The organism is Caulobacter radicis, from assembly GCF_003094615.1.
Classification (GTDB): domain Bacteria; phylum Pseudomonadota; class Alphaproteobacteria; order Caulobacterales; family Caulobacteraceae; genus Caulobacter; species Caulobacter radicis.
The window spans coordinates 1-17,792 of record NZ_QDKO01000023.1; the positions used below are offsets into that span (position 1 = coordinate 1).

Genomic DNA, 17,792 nt, shown 5'->3' on the forward strand with positions numbered 1-17,792 from the left:
CACCCTCTCGGTGGTGCCCAGCGTCCCCGTCGCCGGCATGGCCCTGATCCTCGGCGTCGACCGCTTCATGAGCGAGTGCCGATCCCTGACCAACTTCATCGGCAACGCCGTGGCCACCGTCGTCGTCGCCCGCTGGGACAAGGCCCTGGACAAGGAGCAGCTGGACGCCGCCCTGGCCGGCCGGGCCGCGCCGATCGACGCCGAGCCGCTGCCGGCGCCCGCCGAGTAGGCCGCTCCACTTGCCCGCAAGCTGGGCCGCTTCCGTGGCGGCCTTTCCATCCCTCTTCGTCTCCCTCCCGCGCCCCCGCGCGGGAGGCGGGGAGAACGCAGCCATGTGCATGCTTTTCGCCACCACGGCCCTCGTGGCCGCCAGCGCCGCCGGCGCGGCACAGGCCCAGGACGCCGACCTCGCCCTCCTGAAAGCCCAGATCCATGCCCTGCAGGCGCGCATCGACGTGCTGGAGCGCCAGGCGCCCGTCACGACCGCGCCCCAGGCGGTTTCCGCGCTGGTCGCCGCCGCCGCGCCGGTCATCCAGACCACGCCGCCCAAGGCCGCGCCGGAGCCGATGCGCTGGGAGAACGCGCCGCGCTTCACCGATCCCTCGGGCGCGACGTTCAAGCTGCGCGGGCGGATCCTGCTGGACGCCGTCGACGCCTTGGCCCAGCGCGACGGCCTGGCCGACTATCACGCCCGCGAGCTTCGGGCCCGGCAGCTGTTCCTCGGCGTCGAGGGGCAGAACGGCCGTTGGGGCTATCGCCTGGAAGGCGGCGCGGTCAGCGGCGGCGCCTGGGGCTGGGACGACGCCATCATCGACTATCGCCTCGACAAGCAGACCAGCCTGCTGGTCGGCAACCAGAAGGCCGCCTCGCTGGAGGGGCTGACCTCGTTCAAGTCGATCACCTTCATGGAGCGCGGCGCCTATGGCGACGTGATCGACGCCGGCTACGTGCTGGCGCTGCAGGCGGTGCGCACTGGGACCAACTGGTCGCTGTGGGGCGCGCTGCAGGGCGACAACATCAACCGCACCGACGCCGTCGGCGGTTATGACCCCAACCAGGCGGTCGAGCGTATGGGCGCCACCGTGCGCGCCACCTGGTCGCCGCAACTGTCGGACGCCGACCGCCTGCACCTGGGCGTCTGGGCGCGGCGGCGAGACCGGGGCGGGGAGACCGGCTTCACCTATTCGGCGGCGGCCAACACCGCCTTCCGGCCGCAGGCTTCGAGTGGCGCGACGCTGTTCTCGACCGGCGCGGTCGGCGACGGCGACACCACTCTGGGCCTGGAGGCGGCCTGGGTGCATCGCGCCCTGTCGCTGCAGGGCGAGGCGGCGCGGATCCGGGTCGACCGCATCGGGACCGATGTCAGCGCGGCGCTGGGCGGGCCGAACTTCGACATCGTCACGGCCTACGCCTCGGCCAGCTGGTTCGCGACCGGCGAGACGCGGCCCTATAATCCCAACGGCTCGTTCGGCCGGATCCGGGTGGCCCATCCGCTGGACCGGGGCGGCTTGGGCGCGCTGGAGTTGGCCGCCCGCTACGACTACGCCGACTTCAGCGACATGGCCGCCAATGGCGTCGCCCCGCTGGCGGCGCAGACGGGGCTGGCCACGGCCGGGACCTATCGCGCCGTGACGCTGGGCGCCAACTGGTACCCCTACAGCTACGTGCGACTGTCGGGGAACCTGACCCGCGCCCGGATCGACAACCGGCCGATCGCCGGCGGCGAACTCGACGCCGACGTCACCGTCGCCCAGGCCCGGCTGCAGCTGGAGTTCTAGGGGGCGGCGGCCTGGTCGTTCAAGCCCAGCACCGAACGCAGGAAGCTGGCGACCGTGCGTACCGCCGCCCGCGTGGGCGGCGTGTCGCGCAGCGCCTCGAGCACGGCGAAGTCGTGGATCGTCCCGATCGTCCGGACGGCGGTGACCTCGACCCCGGCTCGCATCAGCTTGCGGGCGTAGGCCTCGGCGTCGTCGCGGGTGACGTCGGCCTCGGCGGTGACGATCAGGGTCGGCGGCAGAGACGAGAGGCGGCGCAGCGGCGTGTCGAGCACGAAGGCGGGCGTGTCGTCGTCCGGCGCCGCGCCCAGGCAGGCCTCGCAGTAGCGCAGGTCGTCGGCCGTGGGGCCTGGTCCCTCGGCGAAGGCCCGGCTGGAAGCGCTTTGCCCCACGGGCGCGGTGATCGGGCACAGCAGGACCTGACCTGCCAGCGCCGGCCCCCCGGCGATCCCCACCCGGAGCGCCATGCTCGCCGCGATCGCGCCGCCGGCCCCGTCGCCGGCCAAGGCGATGCGCTCGGCGTCGAGGTCGAGGCTCGCCGCGCGCTCTGTGAGCGCCAGCAGGGCCAGGTAGGCCTGCTCGATCTGGGCCGGATGCCGCGTCTCGGGCGCCAGGGCGTAGCCGACATCGACGACCGCCGCCTCCGCGCCCAGGGCCAGCCGCCGTATCAGCCGCTCATGCGTGCCGCCGCCGCCCATGATCCAGCCGCCGCCATGCAGGTAGAGCACGATCGGCAGGGGCGCGGACCGGCCCGGTGGCCGCAGGACGCGCAGCGGCAGGCGCTCGCCGTCGGCCAGGGTCAGGACCAGGTCGAGCACGTCCACCTCGGGCAGGTCCGACTGCGGCGCCTGGGCCTTGGCGAAGGCCGCGCGCGCAAGGTCCAGCGACTGGTTGCGCAGGGGGGCGGAAGCACGGTCCAGGCGCTCGTCGACGAACTGCTGGGTGACGGGGTCGAGCACCGGATGGGCCGAGGCGGGGGGGCAGCACCGGGCCGGCGGCGAGGTCGTTGCAGGACAAGGCGGGGTCCTTCAGGCCAGGGCGTCGCGGCCCGAGCCGGGCAGGTCGAGCGCGGCGGCGGCGGTCCCCGCGACCAGTTCCGACTGGGCGACGGGGGCCAGGTCGACGAACACCCACGGCAGGCCCTGCGCCAGCGCCACGCGCTCGGCGACGGCCGTGGCCACGGTGGTCTTGCTGATGCCGCCTGGGCCGATCACCGTCATGAAGCCGCGCTCGGGCAGAAGCTGGACCAGGCTGTCGACGATGGCGTCGCGGCCGACGATCCGGCGCGCGCCGGCCCGGGGGCGGGCGGGGGCGATCGGCGTGGGCGGCGAAATGGCGGGCGCCGCGCCCGGCCGCTCGACCGGGGCGACGAAGCGATAGCCGCGGCCCTGTTCGTTCAGCACGTAGCGGGCGCCGTCGCGGCCGTCGCCCAGCGCCTTGCGCAGGCCGGCGATGTGGACGCGCAGGGTGCTCTCGTCGACCACCACGTCGGCCCAGACCCGCGCCAGCAGCTGGTCCTTGCTCAGGAGGTCGCCGTCGGCGTCGATCAGGGCCAGGAGGATGTCCAGGGCCCGGCTGCCGATCGTCACAGGCCGGCTGTCCTCGCTCAGCAGGCGGCGTTCGCGGTCGAGCGTGAACGGGCCGAAGGCGAGCAGGGAAGCAGCGGCGGTGCTGGACGGCGTGGGGCGGTTTCGCGCGGATTCGTTTTGCGCCGATAGAACTAATCTTGCGCGATGGCGTGACCGTGACCCCGTTCAGCCGCCGAGATAGGCCGCGTTCACCGCCGGATCGGCGGCGATCTGCGCCGAGGTCCCGTGGGCCACGATCGCGCCGCCGCTCAGCACATAGGCCCGGTCGGAGACCGACAGCGCCAGCCCGGCCATCTGGTCTACGATCAGCAGCGTCAGGTCCTGGTCGCGCAGGTCGCGGAAGGCGCCGAAGATCTCGTCGATCACGCGCGGGGCCAGGCCCAGCGACGGCTCGTCCAGCAACAGCACCTTGGGACGGCTCATCAGGGCGCGGGCCAGGGCCAGCATCTGCTGCTCGCCGCCCGACAGCAGGCCCGCCCGCTGGTGCAGGCGTTCGGAGAGGCGGGGGAAGCGGGCCAGCATCTCCTGGGTGCGGGCCTCCAGGTCGCGGCGGTCGAGGAAGGCGCCCAGGCGGATGTTGTCGCGCACGGTCAGTTCGGGAAACACCTGCCGGCCCTCGGGCGACAGCACCACGCCCTTGCGCACGCGCTCGTTGGCGGAAAGGCCGTTCAACAGGCCGCCCTCGAAGGCGACCTGGCCCTCGGCGGCCGGATGCAGGCCGGCGATGACCCGCATCAGGGTCGACTTGCCCGCGCCATTGGCGCCCAGCAGGGCCACGGCCTCGCCCTGGCGCACCTCGATCTCGACGCCCGACAGCACAGGGGCCGCGCCATAGCCGGCGGTCAGGTTGACCACCCGCAGGGCGTCCATCCGGCTGACCGGTCCGCGATCGACGGGCGCGGAGGCAGGGGCCGCGCCCAGATAGGCCGCGCGCACGGCCGGATCGGCCTGGATCTCTTCCGGCGTTCCCTGCGCGATCTGCACGCCGGCGTTCAGCACCACGACGGCGTCGGACACGCCCATGACCAGGCCCATGTCGTGCTCGATCAGGCCGACGGCGACACCGGCCTCGGCGATCTCGGTGAGCAGGGCGGCGAGACGGCGTTTGTCTTCCTGCGACAGGCCGGCGGCGGGTTCGTCCAGCAGCAGCACGTCGGGGTCCAGCGCCAGGGCGCGGGCGATCTCGACCAGGCGGCGGTCGACATGGGCGAGGTCTCCGGCGGGAAGCGTCGGGTCGCCGGTATAGCCGCAGGCGGCCAGCAGGGCGCGGGCTCGTTCGCGCTGCTCGGGCGCGGCGAAGCGGACGAGGGGCGCGCCCAGCCGGCCCCGGCGGGCGGCCAGCAGGACGTTGTCCTCGACGCTGAGGCTCTGGAACACCTGCGAGGTCTGGTAGGAGCGCGCCACCCCGGCCCGGGCGGCGGCGAAGGCCTGGCGGGGCAGGGGCGTATCGCCCAGCAGGCAGCGGCCGTCGGTCGGGCGGTAGAAGCCGCTGAGCAGGTTCATCACCGTCGACTTGCCCGCGCCGTTGGGGCCGATCAGGGCCGTCACCCGTTCGGGGAGCAGCGAGAAGCGGGCGCCGTCCAGGGCGCGCAGGCCGCCAAAGCGCATGCCCAGGTCCTCGGCCGTGAGGGCGAGGCGGGGGCGGGCGGCGAGGAGTTCGGCGAGGGGCAGGGCGTGCTCGGCGACGGCGGGAGCAGCGGGCTTGCGCTTGAGCGGCGGTGCGTCCCACAGGCCCGTCAGGCCACGCGGCGCCAACCACAGCACCACCATCAGGAGGGCTCCGAACACCAGGATGCGATAGGCCTCGAACCCGGCCAGCAGCTCGGGCAGCAGGCCCACGACCAGCGCGCCCAGCAGAGGCCCCACGCGCGTACCGGATCCGCCCAGCACCACCACCAGCACGAACAGGATCGACTGGGTCAGGTTGAAGGTCTGGGGCGTCACGAAGCCGGCCATCGGCGCGAAAAGGCCGCCGGCGGCTCCGGCGAACAGGGCCGACAGGGCGAAGGCCAGGGTCCGCACGACGGTGGGGTTCAGGCCCACCGACGCGGCGGCGACATCGGTGTCGCGCACGGCCCGCATGGCCGCGCCCCAGCCGCCGGCCGACAGCCGCGCGAAGGCCAGCAGCGAGGCGGCCGCCACGGCTACGGCCAGCATGGCCAGGCCGTTGGCGTCCAGGGTCTGGCCAAGCAGGCTGGGGGCGGGGATGTCGAGGATCCCGTTCTGGCCGCCGGTGACGTCGCGCAGTTCGACGAGGCCGTGCTCGACGATCAGGCCGAAGGCGATGGTGACCATCGCCAGGTACGGCCCCTTCAGGCGCAGGGCTGGGATCGCCATCAGGGCGCCGACGCCGCCGGCCAGCAGGGCGCCCAGCGGCCAGGCGATCCAGAAGCTGACGCCCAGGCGCGTGGTCAGCACCGCCACGGCATAGGCCCCGATGGCGTAGACGCCGGCGTGGCCGAACGACATCTGGCCGCCCAGGCCGATCAGGATGTTGAGGCCGACGCCGACGATCACCAGCAGGGCGATCTGGCCCAGCACGAAGGCGTAGTAGCTGTCGAGGACGCCGGCCAGGACGAGGGCGGCGACGACCGCGCCCAGCGCGGCCAGGGTGGAGCCGAGGGAACGCATGCTCATACCTTTCGCACCTCGGCCCGGCCCAGCAGGCCGTCGGGGCGCAGGGCCAGGGCCAGGATCACCAGGCCGAAGGTCAGCATCTGGGTGTAGCCCGAGCCCAGCACGCTGGCGGAGGCGGCCTCGACCACGCCGAACAGCACGCCGGCGGCCATGATCCCCCACGGGTTCTTGAGGCCGCCGAGGATGGCCACGGCGAAGGCCTTCAGGCCCAGGACGACGCCCATGTCGGGCTGGATGGTGAACAGCGGCGCGACCAGGGCGCCGGCCATGCCGGCCAGGGCCGAGGAGACGGCGAAGGCCGCCGCGATCATCGCGCCGACGGGAATGCCCATCAGGCTGGCGGCGTCGCGGTTCTGGGCCACAGCCAGGATCGCCGTGCCCAGCAGGGTCTTGCGGCTGATCCAGTGCAGGGCGGCGGCGGTGGCCAGGCCCACGACCGGGATCAGCAGGTGCAGCGGATAGACGCCCAGCGAGGCGCCGCCGACGCTCACCGACGAGGCGGTCAGGATGGAACTGAGGCTGCGCGGCTCGGTGCCGAACAGGAACAGCGTGGCGTTGTCGGTGACCAGGCCCAGGGCGACGGTGGCCATCAGCCAGGCGTCGGACCTACGCTTGAGGAATGGCCGCACGGCCAGCCCCTCGACCAGCAGGCCGTAGAGGCCGCACAGCGCGATCGTGGCGGGCGCGGCCAGCAGCATCGGCCAGCCCAGGGTGCGTTCCAGCGTGAACAGCAGCACCGCGCCCAGCATGGCGCTGGTCCCTTGCGCGAAGTTCAGCGCCCCGCAGACCGAGAAGGTGATGTGAAAGCCCAGCGCGATCAGCCCGTACATGCTGCCGAGCGCCAGGCCGCTGAGGAGAGGAGCCAGAAGATCCATGGCCTAGCCGCGCTGGACCGGCACGATGGCGTCGCCCTCGAAGCGGGCCCAGACATAGTCCTTCTGCGTCAGGGCGTCGTGGCGGCCGTCGGCGAAGGGGCGCTCGTAGGTCTTGATCAGGCCCTCGTAGCGCTCGATGGCGGAGAAGCCCTTGCGCACGGCGTCGCCGTCGGTCGAGCCGGCCTTGTCGATGGCCAGCGCCGTCAGGCGCAGTGCGTCGTAGGCGTTGGCCACGCCCACGGCCGGCGAGATGTCGGCCGGCGACTTGATGTCGGGATACTTGGCCATCAGGGCGGCCAGGACCTTGTCGCGCGCGGGGGTGATGGGGCCCGCGAAGCTGTAGGTCTGGACGAAGGTCACGCGGCCGGCGTTGGGGCCGGCCAGTTCGCCAAAGCGCCCGCCAGCCGGGCCCCAGTGCGAGACCACCGGAACGCTCCAGCCCATGCGGTCGAGCGAGCGCACCACCTGGGCCGACGGACCCACCGTGCCGACCAGCAGCAGGGCGTCGGCGCCGGCCGCGCGCAGGCGGCCAAGCTGGGGTGTGACGTCGACGTCCGACGGCTCGAAGCGTTCGGAGCCGGCGAGGGGGGAGCCGGCCGCCTCCAGCGCCGCCTTCAGACCCTTCTCGTTGGACTCGCCCCAGGGATTGTTGAGCAGGATCAGGCCGGGGCGCCTGGCCGCGAAGGTCTCGCGGGCGTAGGCGACCATGGCCTTGTCGACCTCTTCGTCGACGGCCGAGACGCGGAACACGAAGTTGGGGCTGGTCCCGTTCTGGGTGATGGCCGTGCCGGCCGCCCACGGCACCATGAAGGGAACCTTGGCCTGGCTGGCGATCGGCACGATGGCGCGGGCCACCGGGGTGTCGAGCCCGCCCAACAGCACGGCGACCTTCTCGCGGTGGATCAGTTCGCGGGCGGCGGTGACGCCCCGGGCCGGGTTGCTCTCGTCGTCGCGGCGGACCAGTTCCAGCCTGCGTCCGCCCAGCACGCCGCCGGCGGCGTTGATCTCGTCTATGGCCACGGTCAGGCCCCGGGTGATGGCCTCGCCCGAGCGGGCCGACTGGCCGGAGAGGGCGGTGACCAGCCCGATCTTCACCGGCCCCGCGCCGCCCTGGCCCTTGCAGGCGGCCAGCAGGACGGCGAGGCTTCCGACGGCGAACATGCGGCGGGACGGATTCGACACGAGACACCTCTTGAGCTGGCGCGACGCGTGGGCGGCGGGCCGTGTTCGAAGGCGAGTTAATCGCGTCGCTCGCGCATCGGCTCATAAAATCGTCGACGATTTGAAGAATTATGCGTCGACATTCTGACTGTGCAGAAAGTCGACATTCGCCATTGCAAATCTGCTCGCGATCGCGGCATCGTGTCGTCAAGGCGGTGGGTTGGCGCGGATCCCCGGTTGCATCGGGCTCGATGCGGGCGCCTACAACCGCAATCACCAGTTTCGGCGGATTTCATGACCCAGACGCCCTCGGCCAAGCCGCGCAAGACCGCCTCGACCGCCGCCGGCGCGCGCAAGGCCGGCCGTGGTCCGGCCAAGACCGACATGGCCGGCATCGCCGCCGTCGACGGCGGGGCCGATGTGGAGCAGCGGATCTACCAGTCGGTGTTCGACGGCGTGCTGAACCAGCGTCTGCCGCCGGGCACCAAGCTGCCCGAGCCGGCCCTGTGCTCGCTGTTCGGCGTCAGCCGGGCGGTGGTGCGCAAGGTGCTGCAACGGCTGGAGCATGACCGCATCGTCGAGCTGCGGCCCAATCGCGGCGCTGTCGTGGCCGCCCCGACGCCGGAAGAGACCCGCAAGATCTTCGAGGCCCGCCGCGCGCTGGAAGCCGCCCTGGTCGAACTGGCCGTCCAGCGCCACAGCGGCAAGGACATCGAGGAACTGCACGCCCTGCTGCACCAGGAAGAAGAGGCCATGGCCAACGCCTACCAGCCGGCCTGGGCCCAGACGGCGCGCAATTTCCACCTGCGGGTGGCGGCCCTGGGCGGCAACCCGATCCTGCTGGCCTACCTGACCGAGCTGATCTCGCGCTGCTCGCTGATCGTGGCGTTGTACGAGCCGGCCGGCAATGCGGCCTGCGAGCACGAGGAGCATTGCGACATCGTCGACGCCATCTCCAAGGGCGACGCCAAGCGCGCCGTGGCGGCGATGAACGCCCACCTGGTCGGCCTGGAGGAACGGATCTGCCTTGAGCGGCCGTCCTCGGTGAAGACCCTGGCCCAGATGCTGAACCTGGCCTGAGCCGCGCCATGCACGTCGATTTCGCCAGCATCACCGCCTATCAACGCTACAAGCTGATGGCGAGCCTGATCGTGCCGCGGCCCATTGCCCTGGTGACCACGATCAACGCCGACGGCGTGGTCAATGCTGCTCCGTTCAGCATGTTCAACATGCTGGGCGAGGAGCCGCCGCTGGTGATGATCAGCATCAATCTTCTGGCCTCGGGCGGGCTGAAGGACACGGCCGCCAACATCGTCACGTCCGGCCAGTTCGTCGTGCACCTGGCCGACGAGGCCATCGCCGCCAAGATGCACGCCTGCGGCGAGGCGCTGCCCGCCCACCAGAGCGAGCTCGACAAGGTGGGGCTGACCACGGCGCCCTCGGTCGAGATCGCCCCGCCGCGCATCGCCGAGGCTCCCGTCGCCTTCGAATGCGCCCTGTGGGAGACGATCCGCACGGACAGCCGGCTGATCTTCTTCGGCAAGGTGCTGCACCTGCACGCCCGCGAGGGCCTGATCGACACCAAGGCCTGGCGGGTCAGCCTGCAGGACTATTTCCCCGTCGGCCGCTTCGGGGCCAGCTTCTACGTCACCACCCGCGACCGGTTCTCGCTCGAGGACGAGGCGGGCAAGGTGCGCGAGACCGAGATCGACCGCATCTAGGTGTCGGGGTGGCGGGCTCTCTATCGGGCCGCCCCTCAACCCGTCTTCGCGGGGAAGCTCGGAGGTAGTGGCTGGTGTCGCGGCGAGGCGATCCAGCCCGGCTCGTCCGCGCCCGGAAGATCGTCGACGATCCGTCGACTCCCCACCCGCCCCAAAACTTCATTCGATGATCCGCGGCGCCCCAAGGCCGGGCGCCTCGCCATGCCGCGTGGCCGAAAAAACCGGCAGACATAACGTCGACACTGATTTATCAAATCGTCGACGATTTAATTTTAGATCATCGACGAAATTCCAGTTTCCCTGAAGTCGTCCCTGGCGGCCCGGCGACCGTGCCGATCCCGCCGCCGAGGACACGGCCGCGTGGGGATACGCGCGCCGCACTCGCAACAGGGGATATGGCGATGACGTTCATGAGAAGGCTTTCGGCCGGCGCCGCGATCGGGGTGATCGCGATGGTCGCCGCGCCCGCGGTGGTCCAGGCGCAGGTGATCACCGGCGCGATCCAGGGGCGGCTGACCGACGAGGCCGGCGCGCCGGTGGCCGGGGCCCAGGTGACCATCGTCCACGCGCCCTCGGGCACGACCACGACGGCGACCACCAGCGCCGACGGCGCCTTCTCGGCCCGCAACCTGCGTCCGGGCGGTCCCTACCGGGTGACGGCCAACTCCGAGACCTACGGGACCAAGACCGTCGAGGTGCCGGCGATCAACACCGGCGACGCTTTCCAGCTGAACTTCGCGCTGGACGGCGGATCGGTCGACGCGGTGGTGGTCACCGCCGCCTCGGTCGGCGCCAAGGACCTCAAGACCGGTCCCAGCTCCAACTTCAGCGCCGCCCAGATCCAGCTGGCGCCGTCGATCAGCCGTGACCTGAAAGACCTGGCGCGGATGAACCCGTTCGTGGCCATCGACTCCACCAACAGCAAGGCGTTGATCTGCGGCGGGGCCAACAACCGCTCCAACTCGCTGACCATCGACGGCGTGCGCCAGAACGACGACTTCGGCCTGCAGGCCAACGGCTATCCGACCCAGCGCTCGCCGATCTCGATGGACGTGGTCGAGACCCTGGGTGTCGAGCTGGCGCCCTATGACGTCAATTACGGCTCGTTCGGCGGCTGCACCATGAACGCCACGACCAAGTCGGGCGGCAACGCCTTCCACGGCATGGTGTTCTTCGAGAACACCAACCAGAACCTGCAAGGCAAGAAGTTCGAGTACGACGACTTCCAGGACGGTTCGCGCCAGAAGCGCACCCTGGGCGGCAAGTTCTCGGAAAAGACCTGGGGCGCCACCCTGACCGGCCCAATCATCAAGGATCGCCTGTTCTTCACCGCCAACTACGAGAAGTTCGAGCGCGTCGAGCCGTCGCTGACCGGCCCGGTCGGTTCGGGCATGCCCAACGAAGTTCCGGGGATCACCGTCGCCCAGGCCGAGCAGGTGCGCGAGATCATAAAGCGCGTCTACGGCTACGACCCGCTGGGCTATTCGGCCTCGCAGTTCCGCAATCTCGACGAGAAATACTTCATCAAGCTGGACTGGAACATCAGCGACCGACATCGCGCGACGGTCTCCTACCAGCGCACCTACGGCTCCAACCTCAACGCCTCGGGCAACACCCTGACGGGCGCCTCGACGTCGCTTGGCCTGCTGTCGAAGTGGATCGAGCGCGAGAACAATCTCGACGTCTACAAGGCCCAGCTGTTCTCCAACTGGACCGACAACTTCACCACCGAGCTGTCGGCCTCGTACAAGAAGATGGACAATCCCTCGACGCCGCTGGCGGGCACGGACTACGCCCAGTTCCGGGTGTTCGTGAACGGCGCTGGCGTCGGGCCCAGCATCTATGCCGGCACCGACGCCTCCTATCAGGCCAACGAGCTGACCACCTACCTGCAGCAGTACCGGGCCAAGGGCGTCTACACCCTGGGCGCCCACAAGATCACCGGCGGCTATGAGCGCGAGGGGCTGAAGATCTGGGACGTCTTCGTCCAGAACGCCAACGGCGCCTATGTCTTCGACTCCATCGCCGACCTGGAGGCCAGGCGGGCCTCGTCGCTGGCCTACGCCAACGCCGGCGACAACATCAAGGCGCACGGCGGGGCCACGATCCACTCGGCCATGAACACCGTCTACCTGCAGGACGAGTGGGCGATCCTGCCGAACCTGACCCTGAAGGCGGGCCTGCGCTACGACTGGTTCGAGCAGAGCGACAGCCCGCAGGCCAACCCCGTGATCATGGCCCGCTACGGCCTGGACAACAGCGCCAATCTCGATGGCAAGCACCTGTTGCAGCCGCGCTTCGGCTTCAACTGGCAGCCGGACCCGACCCTGACGGTCTATGGGGGCGTGGGCCTGTTCGGCGGCGGCTCGCCCACGGTGTGGACGGCCAACACCTTCTACAATACCGGCATCGTGCTCGGTAACGTCAACTGCGCCCGCACCGCCACGACCAGCGCCGCTTGCCTGGCGGGCCTGAACAACGTCGACGCCAAGACCGTCAACCCGGCCGTTCAGCAGCTCAACACCGCCAGCGCCGCGACGGGGCAGGGGCTGACCAACATCCTGGATCCCGACTTCAAGCCGCAGTCGTCGTGGAAGGCCTCGATCGGCGTCCAGAAGTACTTCGACCTGGGGCGCTTCGGCGGCGACGACTGGCGGGTCAGCGCCGAGTACATCCGTACCGAGGTCAAGGACGCCGTCACCTGGCGCGACCTCTACAGCGAGGCCAATCCCGGCCCGGCCGCCCCGGATGGCCGCCCGACCTTCCTGCGCGGCCGCGACAACCGCTACGACATCCTGGTCACCAACACGAGCCAGGGTCACACCGACCAGTTGGGCGTGGCGCTAGGCAAGCGCTGGTCGGGCGGCTGGCTGGACGGCCTGGACGCCCAGGTCTCGCACACCTACATCAGCTCCAAGGACGTCAATCCGGGCATCAGCACCGTGGCGGCGGCCAATTACAACGGCGTGGCTGCCGACGATCCCAACGACCCGGGCCTGGCGACCTCGAACTACGAGTTCCGCAATCTCTCCAAGCTGTCGCTCAGCTATCGCCGCGAGTTCTTCTCGGGCTATCGCACCGGGATCAGCCTGTTCGCCCAGCGCCGTTCGGGCCTGCCGTTCAGCTACACCTTCGACGTCGGCGCCAACGCCGCCCAGCCCGGCGACGTGCTGGTGGGCGAGAACGGCTCGAACGCCTCGCGCAATCGCCAGCTGCTATACGTGCCCAAGACCCAGAACGGCCTGGTCACCGCCACCAGCGACCCGATCATCTCCTACGCGCCGGGCTTCGACTTCGCCGCCTTCAACGCCTTCCTGCAGAAGACCGGCCTGATCGACTACGCGGGCAAGATCACGCCGCGCAACGCCTTCAAGTCGCCCGAGGTGACCACGATCGACGTGCGCCTCAGCCAGGAGGCCCCGGCCTTCTTCCCGCACGCGGCCAAGGCCGAGATCTATGTCGACATCGAGAACCTGGGGAACATGCTCAACAACAAGTGGGGCGTGATCCAGCAGGTGCCCAACCCCTACGTCTCGTCGAATATCGTGGCCCGCAACTGCCAGTTCGCCGGCGTCGGCTGCGCCGCGGGGCAGGGGAATTTCTACCAGTTCGACAAGTTCACGTCGAAGGCCGCCACCAGCTTCAACACCCAGTCCGTCTGGCAGGTGAAGCTCGGCGTCCGCTACAAGTTCTAGAGGCCGATATGAGCGATCGCATGTTCAACACCCCTTCCGTTTCCGCCGCCCCGACGGCCGATCTCTCCCGCCGCGCGCTGCTGGGCGCCGGCGGCCTGGCGGCGGGGGCTCTTGGCCTCGCCGCTTCGGCCCCTTCGGCTTCCGTCGCCGCTCCGGCCAAGGGGCCGGCGGCGGGCGCGACATACTTCCTGCGCAACGTCCGCCTGGAGACCGGCTACGAGCGCGAGGGCGACGAGGTCGTGGCCACCCGCACCGAGCTGAAGACCCTCAAGATCGAGAAGGGGGCGATCGCCGCCGTCCTGCCGGCCGGCGCGGCGATCCCGCCCGGCGCGGTCGTCCACGACGCCGGCGGCCTCTTGATGCTGCCGTCGTTCCGCGACATGCACATCCACCTCGACAAGACCTTCTACGGCGGTCCCTGGCAGGCGCCGCGCAAGCGCAAGGGCGGCATCGCCGGCCAGATCAAGCTGGAGCAGAAGCTACTGCCCGAGTTGCTGCCGACGCTGGAGCCCCGCGCCGAGGCCCTGGTGGCGCTGCTGCAAGGCTATGGCACCACCTTCGCCCGCAGTCAGTGCAACGTCGATCCGGTGATCGGGACCAAGCACGTCGAGAAGCTCAAAGCCGCGCTCGACCGCCACCAGCCCGACTTCGGCTACGAGATCGTCGCCTTCCCGCAGCACGGCTTCGCCAGCATCGGCCTGGAGCAGCAGATGCGCCAGGCCGTGCGGGCGGGCGCGGCCTATGTCGGCGGCATCGATCCCACCACTGTCGACGGCGGCATGGAGCGGTCGGTCGACCTGATGATGCAGGTGGCGCTGGACGAGAAGGCCGGGGTGGACATCCACATCCACGAGCCGGGGGAGAGCGGCGCGGCCGCCATCTCGCGCATCACCGACATCACCGCCCGCAATCCGGCGCTGAAGGACCGGGTGACGATCAGCCACGGCTTCTCGCTGATGTCGCTGGAAAAGCCGGCCCTGACCGAGCTGGCCGGGCGCATGGCCGCGGCGGGCGTGTCGGTGGCCTCCACCGTGCCGTTCGGCGGCCGGGTTATGCCGATCCCGGCCTTGCAGGCGGCGGGCGTCAAGGTGTTCACCGGCACCGACAGCGTCATCGACCACTGGTCGGTGTTCGGCAGCGGCGACGTGCTGGAGAAGGCCAAGCTGGCCTGTCAGCTCTACGGCTGGTCGGACGAGCAGGCCATCGGCCAGGCCCTGAAGATCCCGACCGGCGGGATCACGCCGCTGTCGCCGACGGGTGAGCAGCAATGGCCCAAGGCCGGCGACGCGGCCGACTGCGTGTTCGTGGATGCGGCCAGCTCGGCCGAGGCCGTGGCCCGTCTGACGCCTCGGCAGGTTGTCCTGCACCGGGGTGTCGTGGCGGCGGGCGGGTTCAAGGCCGCCCGCGCCTGATCCCGGATCGACCCGCTCCGTCGCCACGACGGGGCGGGTCGACGCCGACCTTGAGCCTTTGGGCCACGACCAGGGCCCGTGCCGGACTCAGTCGCCGGCGAACTGGGCGAGGTCGGCGTTGAGTTGGGCCTGATGGGTGACGGGGAAGCCGTGCGAGGCTCCCTCGTAGATCTTGAGCGTCGCGTTCGGCAGGATTTCGGCCGCCCGCCTGGAGGTCGTTTCCAGCGGGACGATGTGATCGGCGTCGCCATGGATGACCAGGACGGGGAGGGAGATCGCTTTCATCTCCTCCCGGAAATCCGTGGCCCAGAACTGCTCGATGCAGGCGTACTGGGCGTGCAGGCCGCCCGACATGCCCTGTCGCCAGAAGGCCATGCGCCAGCCTTCGCTTCTGGCCGCGCCGTCCTGGTCCAGGCCGAAGAACGCCTCGGGGAAATCGAGGAACAACTGTGAACGGTTGTCCATCAGCGCCGTGCGCACGCCGTCGACGACGGCGATCGGCACGCCGTCGGCATTGCCCGCCGTGGCTCCCATCAGCGGCGTGATGGCGCCGAGCAGGGCGAGCTTGGAAACGCGGCCGGTTCCGTGGCGGGTGACGTAGCGCACGATCTCGCCGCCGCCCATGGAATGACCGACCAGGATCGCGTCCTTCAGGTCGAGGGCGTCGATCACGGCGGCCAGATCGTCGGCGAACGTGTCCATGTCGTAGCCGGCGGCCGGCTGATCGGAGCGGCCATGGCCGCGCCGATCGTGGGCGATCACCCGGAAGCCGGCATTGGCGAGAAACTGCATCTGCCCGTCCCAGGCGTCGCTGTTGAGCGGCCAGCCATGGGAGAAGACGATCGGTCGGCCTTCTCCGAAATCCCGGAAGTAGATTTGCGCGCCATCCTTGGCGGCGACGAAGTTCGTCATGTCGTATCTCCATTGCAGACGAGCGTTCGCATTCACGGACGGGGCTGTTGGCCGTCCGCGTTGCTGGAACCGTTGGAACTCACTTGAGGGGAGCGCGCCGGGGGCCTTTCGCGGCCAAGCGCGGGGGGCGTGCTCCCGGGGCCGTCGCTATCGGTTGAGCGTGTAGTTCGCGGGAACCCAGGCGTAGCCGTGCGCTTCGCTGGCGGCGATGTGACCGATCCCCGGGAAAGAGATGTGGGCGGCGGCGATCCACCAGCCGTTGCCTACCGCGTCGGCGAGGAGCTTGTCGCGGCTGGCGATCGCGCCGGGAACCTTCCAGTCGTACTTGATCGCCACATGCGGATCGTCGAACTGGACGCCGGCGACGTGGACCGTGTCGCCCCAGAACAGCATCGCGTCCTTGCCGTCGTGCAGCAGGTAGCTGGTGTGGCCGGGCGTGTGGCCTGGGCTGGGAACGGGGCGCAGGCCCGGGATCAGGTCCTGGGCGGCGTCTTCGAACGGGATGAGCCTGCCGGCCTCGACGTAGGGGCGTAGAACGCCCTGCACGGAGGGAAAGAACGGCTTCAGCAGCGCGTCGACCTCGGCCTGGTTCTTGTCATCGGTCCAGAAGTCGAAGTCGCGCCTGGAGACGTGAACCGCGGCGTTGGGGAACACCATCCGGCCGTCCTTGACCAGGCCGCCGACGTGATCCTCGTGCAGGTGGGTGATGAAGATGTCGTCGATCTGTTCCGGCGCGTAGCCCGACGCGCGAAGCGCCTGCGAGAGGCCGCCCGCCTCCTTGCCGTAAAGGTCGCCCGCGCCGGTGTCGACCAGCACCAGGCGATCGCCCGTATTCACGACGAAGGCGTTGATCATGCCCTCAACCGGCGAGGCGAGGTAATGCTTGGCCAGGAGCTTTTCGGTTTCGCCCGGCTTGGCCCCGACGGCGAGCTTGTCGACCGGGAAGGGATGGGTTCCGTCCAGCAGGGCGGTCACCTCGAACCTGCCGACATGCATTCGATAGAAGCCTGGCGCCTGTCGCTGGGCCGCCATGGGCGCGGCGGCCAGCGAGGGCGGCGGCGCCATCGCCACGGCCATGGCCGGCAGCAAGGTCGCCGCAAGCGCGGATCTGAGTTTCATCGGGTTCTCCTGTGCAAATTTGATGGGGGCGGTGTCAGCGTGGGTCTTCCCAGGCCAGGATCCGCTGCGCCTGGACGCCCAGCCCGTCGATGCCGAGCCTCACGGTGTCGCCGCCCTTGAGGAACCGCGGCGGGGTCAGGCCCAGCCCGACGCCCGCCGGCGTGCCGGTGGCGATCACGTCGCCGGGTTCGAGGGCGAAGAAGCGCGAGAGGTAGCTGACGAGGCGCCGGACGCCGAAGACGAGGTTGCGGGTGGAGCCGTCCTGATGTCGCTCGCCGTTGACCTCGAGCCAGATGCCGAGATCGCCGGGATCGCCGATCTCGTCGGTGGTCACCAGCCAGGGGCCGAGCGGAGCGAAGCCGGGGAAGCTCTTGCCCTTGGTCCACTGGCCGCCGCGTTCCATCTGGTAGGACCGCTCGGAGACGTCGTGGAACAGACAGTATCCGGCGACGTGGTCGAGCGCGTCGTCCTCCTCGATGTAGAGGCCGCCCTTGCCGATCACGATGGCCAGTTCGACCTCCCAGTCGCCCTTCTCGGCGCCCTTGGGCAGGCGAACGGTGTCGTTGGCGCCGCTGGGGCGGCTGGCCTTGATGAAGACTGTCGGCTCGGTGGGAACCGGCAGGCCCACCTCGGCCGCGTGATCGGTGTAGTTGAGGCCGATGCAGATGATCTTGCCGACCTCGGCCACCGGCGGGCCGTAGCGGACGGGCGCCTCGATCACCGCAAGCGTGTGGACGTCGATCGCGGCGAGCCGCTGGAGTTCGGCCTGCGACAAGGCCTCCTGGCCGATATCCGCGACATGGGCGGAAAGGTCCCGAAGCCGGCCTTCGGCGTCGAGGATCGCGGGGCGTTCGTGACCGGGCGGGCCGATGCGCGCGAGTTTCATGGAGGGGTCC

Annotated in this window: 14 protein-coding genes; 6 read left to right on the top strand and 8 right to left on the bottom strand. The window is 70.2% G+C overall.

Annotated elements, in window-relative coordinates; genetic code table 11:
* On the top strand, window positions 1-229 hold a 229-nt coding region (locus DDF62_RS14320; protein ID WP_133244926.1), incomplete at its 5' end, for a cation:dicarboxylate symporter family transporter.
* Between the two features lie 103 nt (window positions 230-332).
* The gene (locus DDF62_RS14325) at window positions 333-1,778 is read left to right on the top strand and encodes an OprO/OprP family phosphate-selective porin (RefSeq protein WP_116489718.1); all 1,446 of its coding nucleotides are present in this window, start codon (window positions 333-335) and stop codon (window positions 1,776-1,778) included.
* Here the strand turns inward: DDF62_RS14325 and DDF62_RS14330 are convergent.
* The 5 genes from DDF62_RS14330 to DDF62_RS14350 all read right to left on the bottom strand — a co-directional run bounded on the left by DDF62_RS14330 (window position 1,775) and on the right by DDF62_RS14350 (window position 8,058).
* The gene (locus DDF62_RS14330; RefSeq protein ID WP_116489719.1) at window positions 1,775-2,734 is read right to left on the bottom strand and encodes an alpha/beta hydrolase fold domain-containing protein; all 960 of its coding nucleotides are present in this window, start codon (window positions 2,732-2,734) and stop codon (window positions 1,775-1,777) included. The two genes, DDF62_RS14325 and DDF62_RS14330, sit on opposite strands and share 4 nt — an antisense overlap.
* Before the next feature lie 69 nt (window positions 2,735-2,803).
* Complete coding sequence (locus DDF62_RS14335; RefSeq protein ID WP_116489720.1) at window positions 2,804-3,364, bottom strand: winged helix-turn-helix domain-containing protein; 561 nt, start codon at window positions 3,362-3,364, stop codon at window positions 2,804-2,806.
* Window positions 3,365-3,529: 165 nt separating this feature from the next.
* Window positions 3,530-6,001: an ATP-binding cassette domain-containing protein gene (locus tag DDF62_RS14340; protein WP_208866866.1), complete on the bottom strand. Its 2,472-nt coding sequence runs from the start codon at window positions 5,999-6,001 to the stop codon at window positions 3,530-3,532.
* Window positions 5,998-6,876, bottom strand: coding sequence for a branched-chain amino acid ABC transporter permease (locus DDF62_RS14345; protein WP_116489722.1), 879 nt, complete (start codon window positions 6,874-6,876; stop codon window positions 5,998-6,000). The genes DDF62_RS14340 and DDF62_RS14345 overlap by 4 nt, the downstream gene beginning before the upstream one ends.
* Window positions 6,877-6,879: 3 nt before the next feature.
* Window positions 6,880-8,058 (bottom strand): ABC transporter substrate-binding protein, encoded by a 1,179-nt coding sequence (locus DDF62_RS14350; RefSeq protein ID WP_208866867.1) that lies wholly within the window; start codon window positions 8,056-8,058, stop codon window positions 6,880-6,882.
* 273 nt (window positions 8,059-8,331) lie between these two features.
* Here DDF62_RS14350 and DDF62_RS14355 point away from each other — a divergent pair, with 273 nt between their 5' ends.
* The 4 genes from DDF62_RS14355 (at window position 8,332) to DDF62_RS14370 (ending at window position 14,865) form a co-directional block, all read left to right on the top strand.
* A complete protein-coding gene (locus DDF62_RS14355; RefSeq protein ID WP_101719162.1) occupies window positions 8,332-9,117 on the top strand; it encodes a GntR family transcriptional regulator in 786 nt (261 codons plus the stop codon).
* 8 nt (window positions 9,118-9,125) lie between these two features.
* Complete coding sequence (locus DDF62_RS14360; RefSeq protein ID WP_116489724.1) at window positions 9,126-9,758, top strand: flavin reductase family protein; 633 nt, start codon at window positions 9,126-9,128, stop codon at window positions 9,756-9,758.
* A 401-nt stretch (window positions 9,759-10,159) separates the two neighbouring features.
* The gene (locus DDF62_RS14365; RefSeq protein WP_208866868.1) at window positions 10,160-13,453 is read left to right on the top strand and encodes a TonB-dependent receptor; all 3,294 of its coding nucleotides are present in this window, start codon (window positions 10,160-10,162) and stop codon (window positions 13,451-13,453) included.
* An 8-nt stretch (window positions 13,454-13,461) separates the two neighbouring features.
* Entirely contained in the window at window positions 13,462-14,865 is a 1,404-nt protein-coding gene (locus DDF62_RS14370; protein WP_208866869.1) for an amidohydrolase, read from the top strand.
* A gap of 87 nt (window positions 14,866-14,952) precedes the next feature.
* Here DDF62_RS14370 and DDF62_RS14375 read toward each other — a convergent pair whose 3' ends face one another.
* The 3 genes from DDF62_RS14375 to DDF62_RS14385 all read right to left on the bottom strand — a co-directional run bounded on the left by DDF62_RS14375 (window position 14,953) and on the right by DDF62_RS14385 (window position 17,782).
* On the bottom strand, window positions 14,953-15,777 hold the full coding sequence (locus DDF62_RS14375; protein ID WP_116489726.1) for an alpha/beta fold hydrolase: 825 nt from the start codon (window positions 15,775-15,777) through the stop codon (window positions 14,953-14,955).
* A gap of 147 nt (window positions 15,778-15,924) precedes the next feature.
* Complete coding sequence (locus DDF62_RS14380; protein WP_116489727.1) at window positions 15,925-16,896, bottom strand: MBL fold metallo-hydrolase; 972 nt, start codon at window positions 16,894-16,896, stop codon at window positions 15,925-15,927.
* Between the two features lie 34 nt (window positions 16,897-16,930).
* Complete coding sequence (locus tag DDF62_RS14385; protein ID WP_116489728.1) at window positions 16,931-17,782, bottom strand: fumarylacetoacetate hydrolase family protein; 852 nt, start codon at window positions 17,780-17,782, stop codon at window positions 16,931-16,933.
* Window positions 17,783-17,792: the final 10 nt, after the last annotated feature.

What these genes read in the sequence shown, in the direction of transcription:
- DDF62_RS14375 (WP_116489726.1), bottom strand. Translation starts at nt 15,777, where the DNA reads ATGACGAACTTCGTCGCCGCCAAGGATGGCGCGCAAATCTACTTCCGG.
- DDF62_RS14380 (WP_116489727.1), bottom strand. Translation starts at nt 16,896, where the DNA reads ATGAAACTCAGATCCGCGCTTGCGGCGACCTTGCTGCCGGCCATGGCC.
- DDF62_RS14370 (WP_208866869.1), top strand. Translation starts at nt 13,462, where the DNA reads ATGAGCGATCGCATGTTCAACACCCCTTCCGTTTCCGCCGCCCCGACG.
- DDF62_RS14355 (WP_101719162.1), top strand. Translation starts at nt 8,332, where the DNA reads ATGACCCAGACGCCCTCGGCCAAGCCGCGCAAGACCGCCTCGACCGCC.
- DDF62_RS14365 (WP_208866868.1), top strand. Translation starts at nt 10,160, where the DNA reads ATGACGTTCATGAGAAGGCTTTCGGCCGGCGCCGCGATCGGGGTGATC.
- DDF62_RS14340 (WP_208866866.1), bottom strand. Translation starts at nt 6,001, where the DNA reads ATGAGCATGCGTTCCCTCGGCTCCACCCTGGCCGCGCTGGGCGCGGTC.
- DDF62_RS14345 (WP_116489722.1), bottom strand. Translation starts at nt 6,876, where the DNA reads ATGGATCTTCTGGCTCCTCTCCTCAGCGGCCTGGCGCTCGGCAGCATG.
- DDF62_RS14385 (WP_116489728.1), bottom strand. Translation starts at nt 17,782, where the DNA reads ATGAAACTCGCGCGCATCGGCCCGCCCGGTCACGAACGCCCCGCGATC.
- DDF62_RS14325 (WP_116489718.1), top strand. Translation starts at nt 333, where the DNA reads ATGTGCATGCTTTTCGCCACCACGGCCCTCGTGGCCGCCAGCGCCGCC.
- DDF62_RS14360 (WP_116489724.1), top strand. Translation starts at nt 9,126, where the DNA reads ATGCACGTCGATTTCGCCAGCATCACCGCCTATCAACGCTACAAGCTG.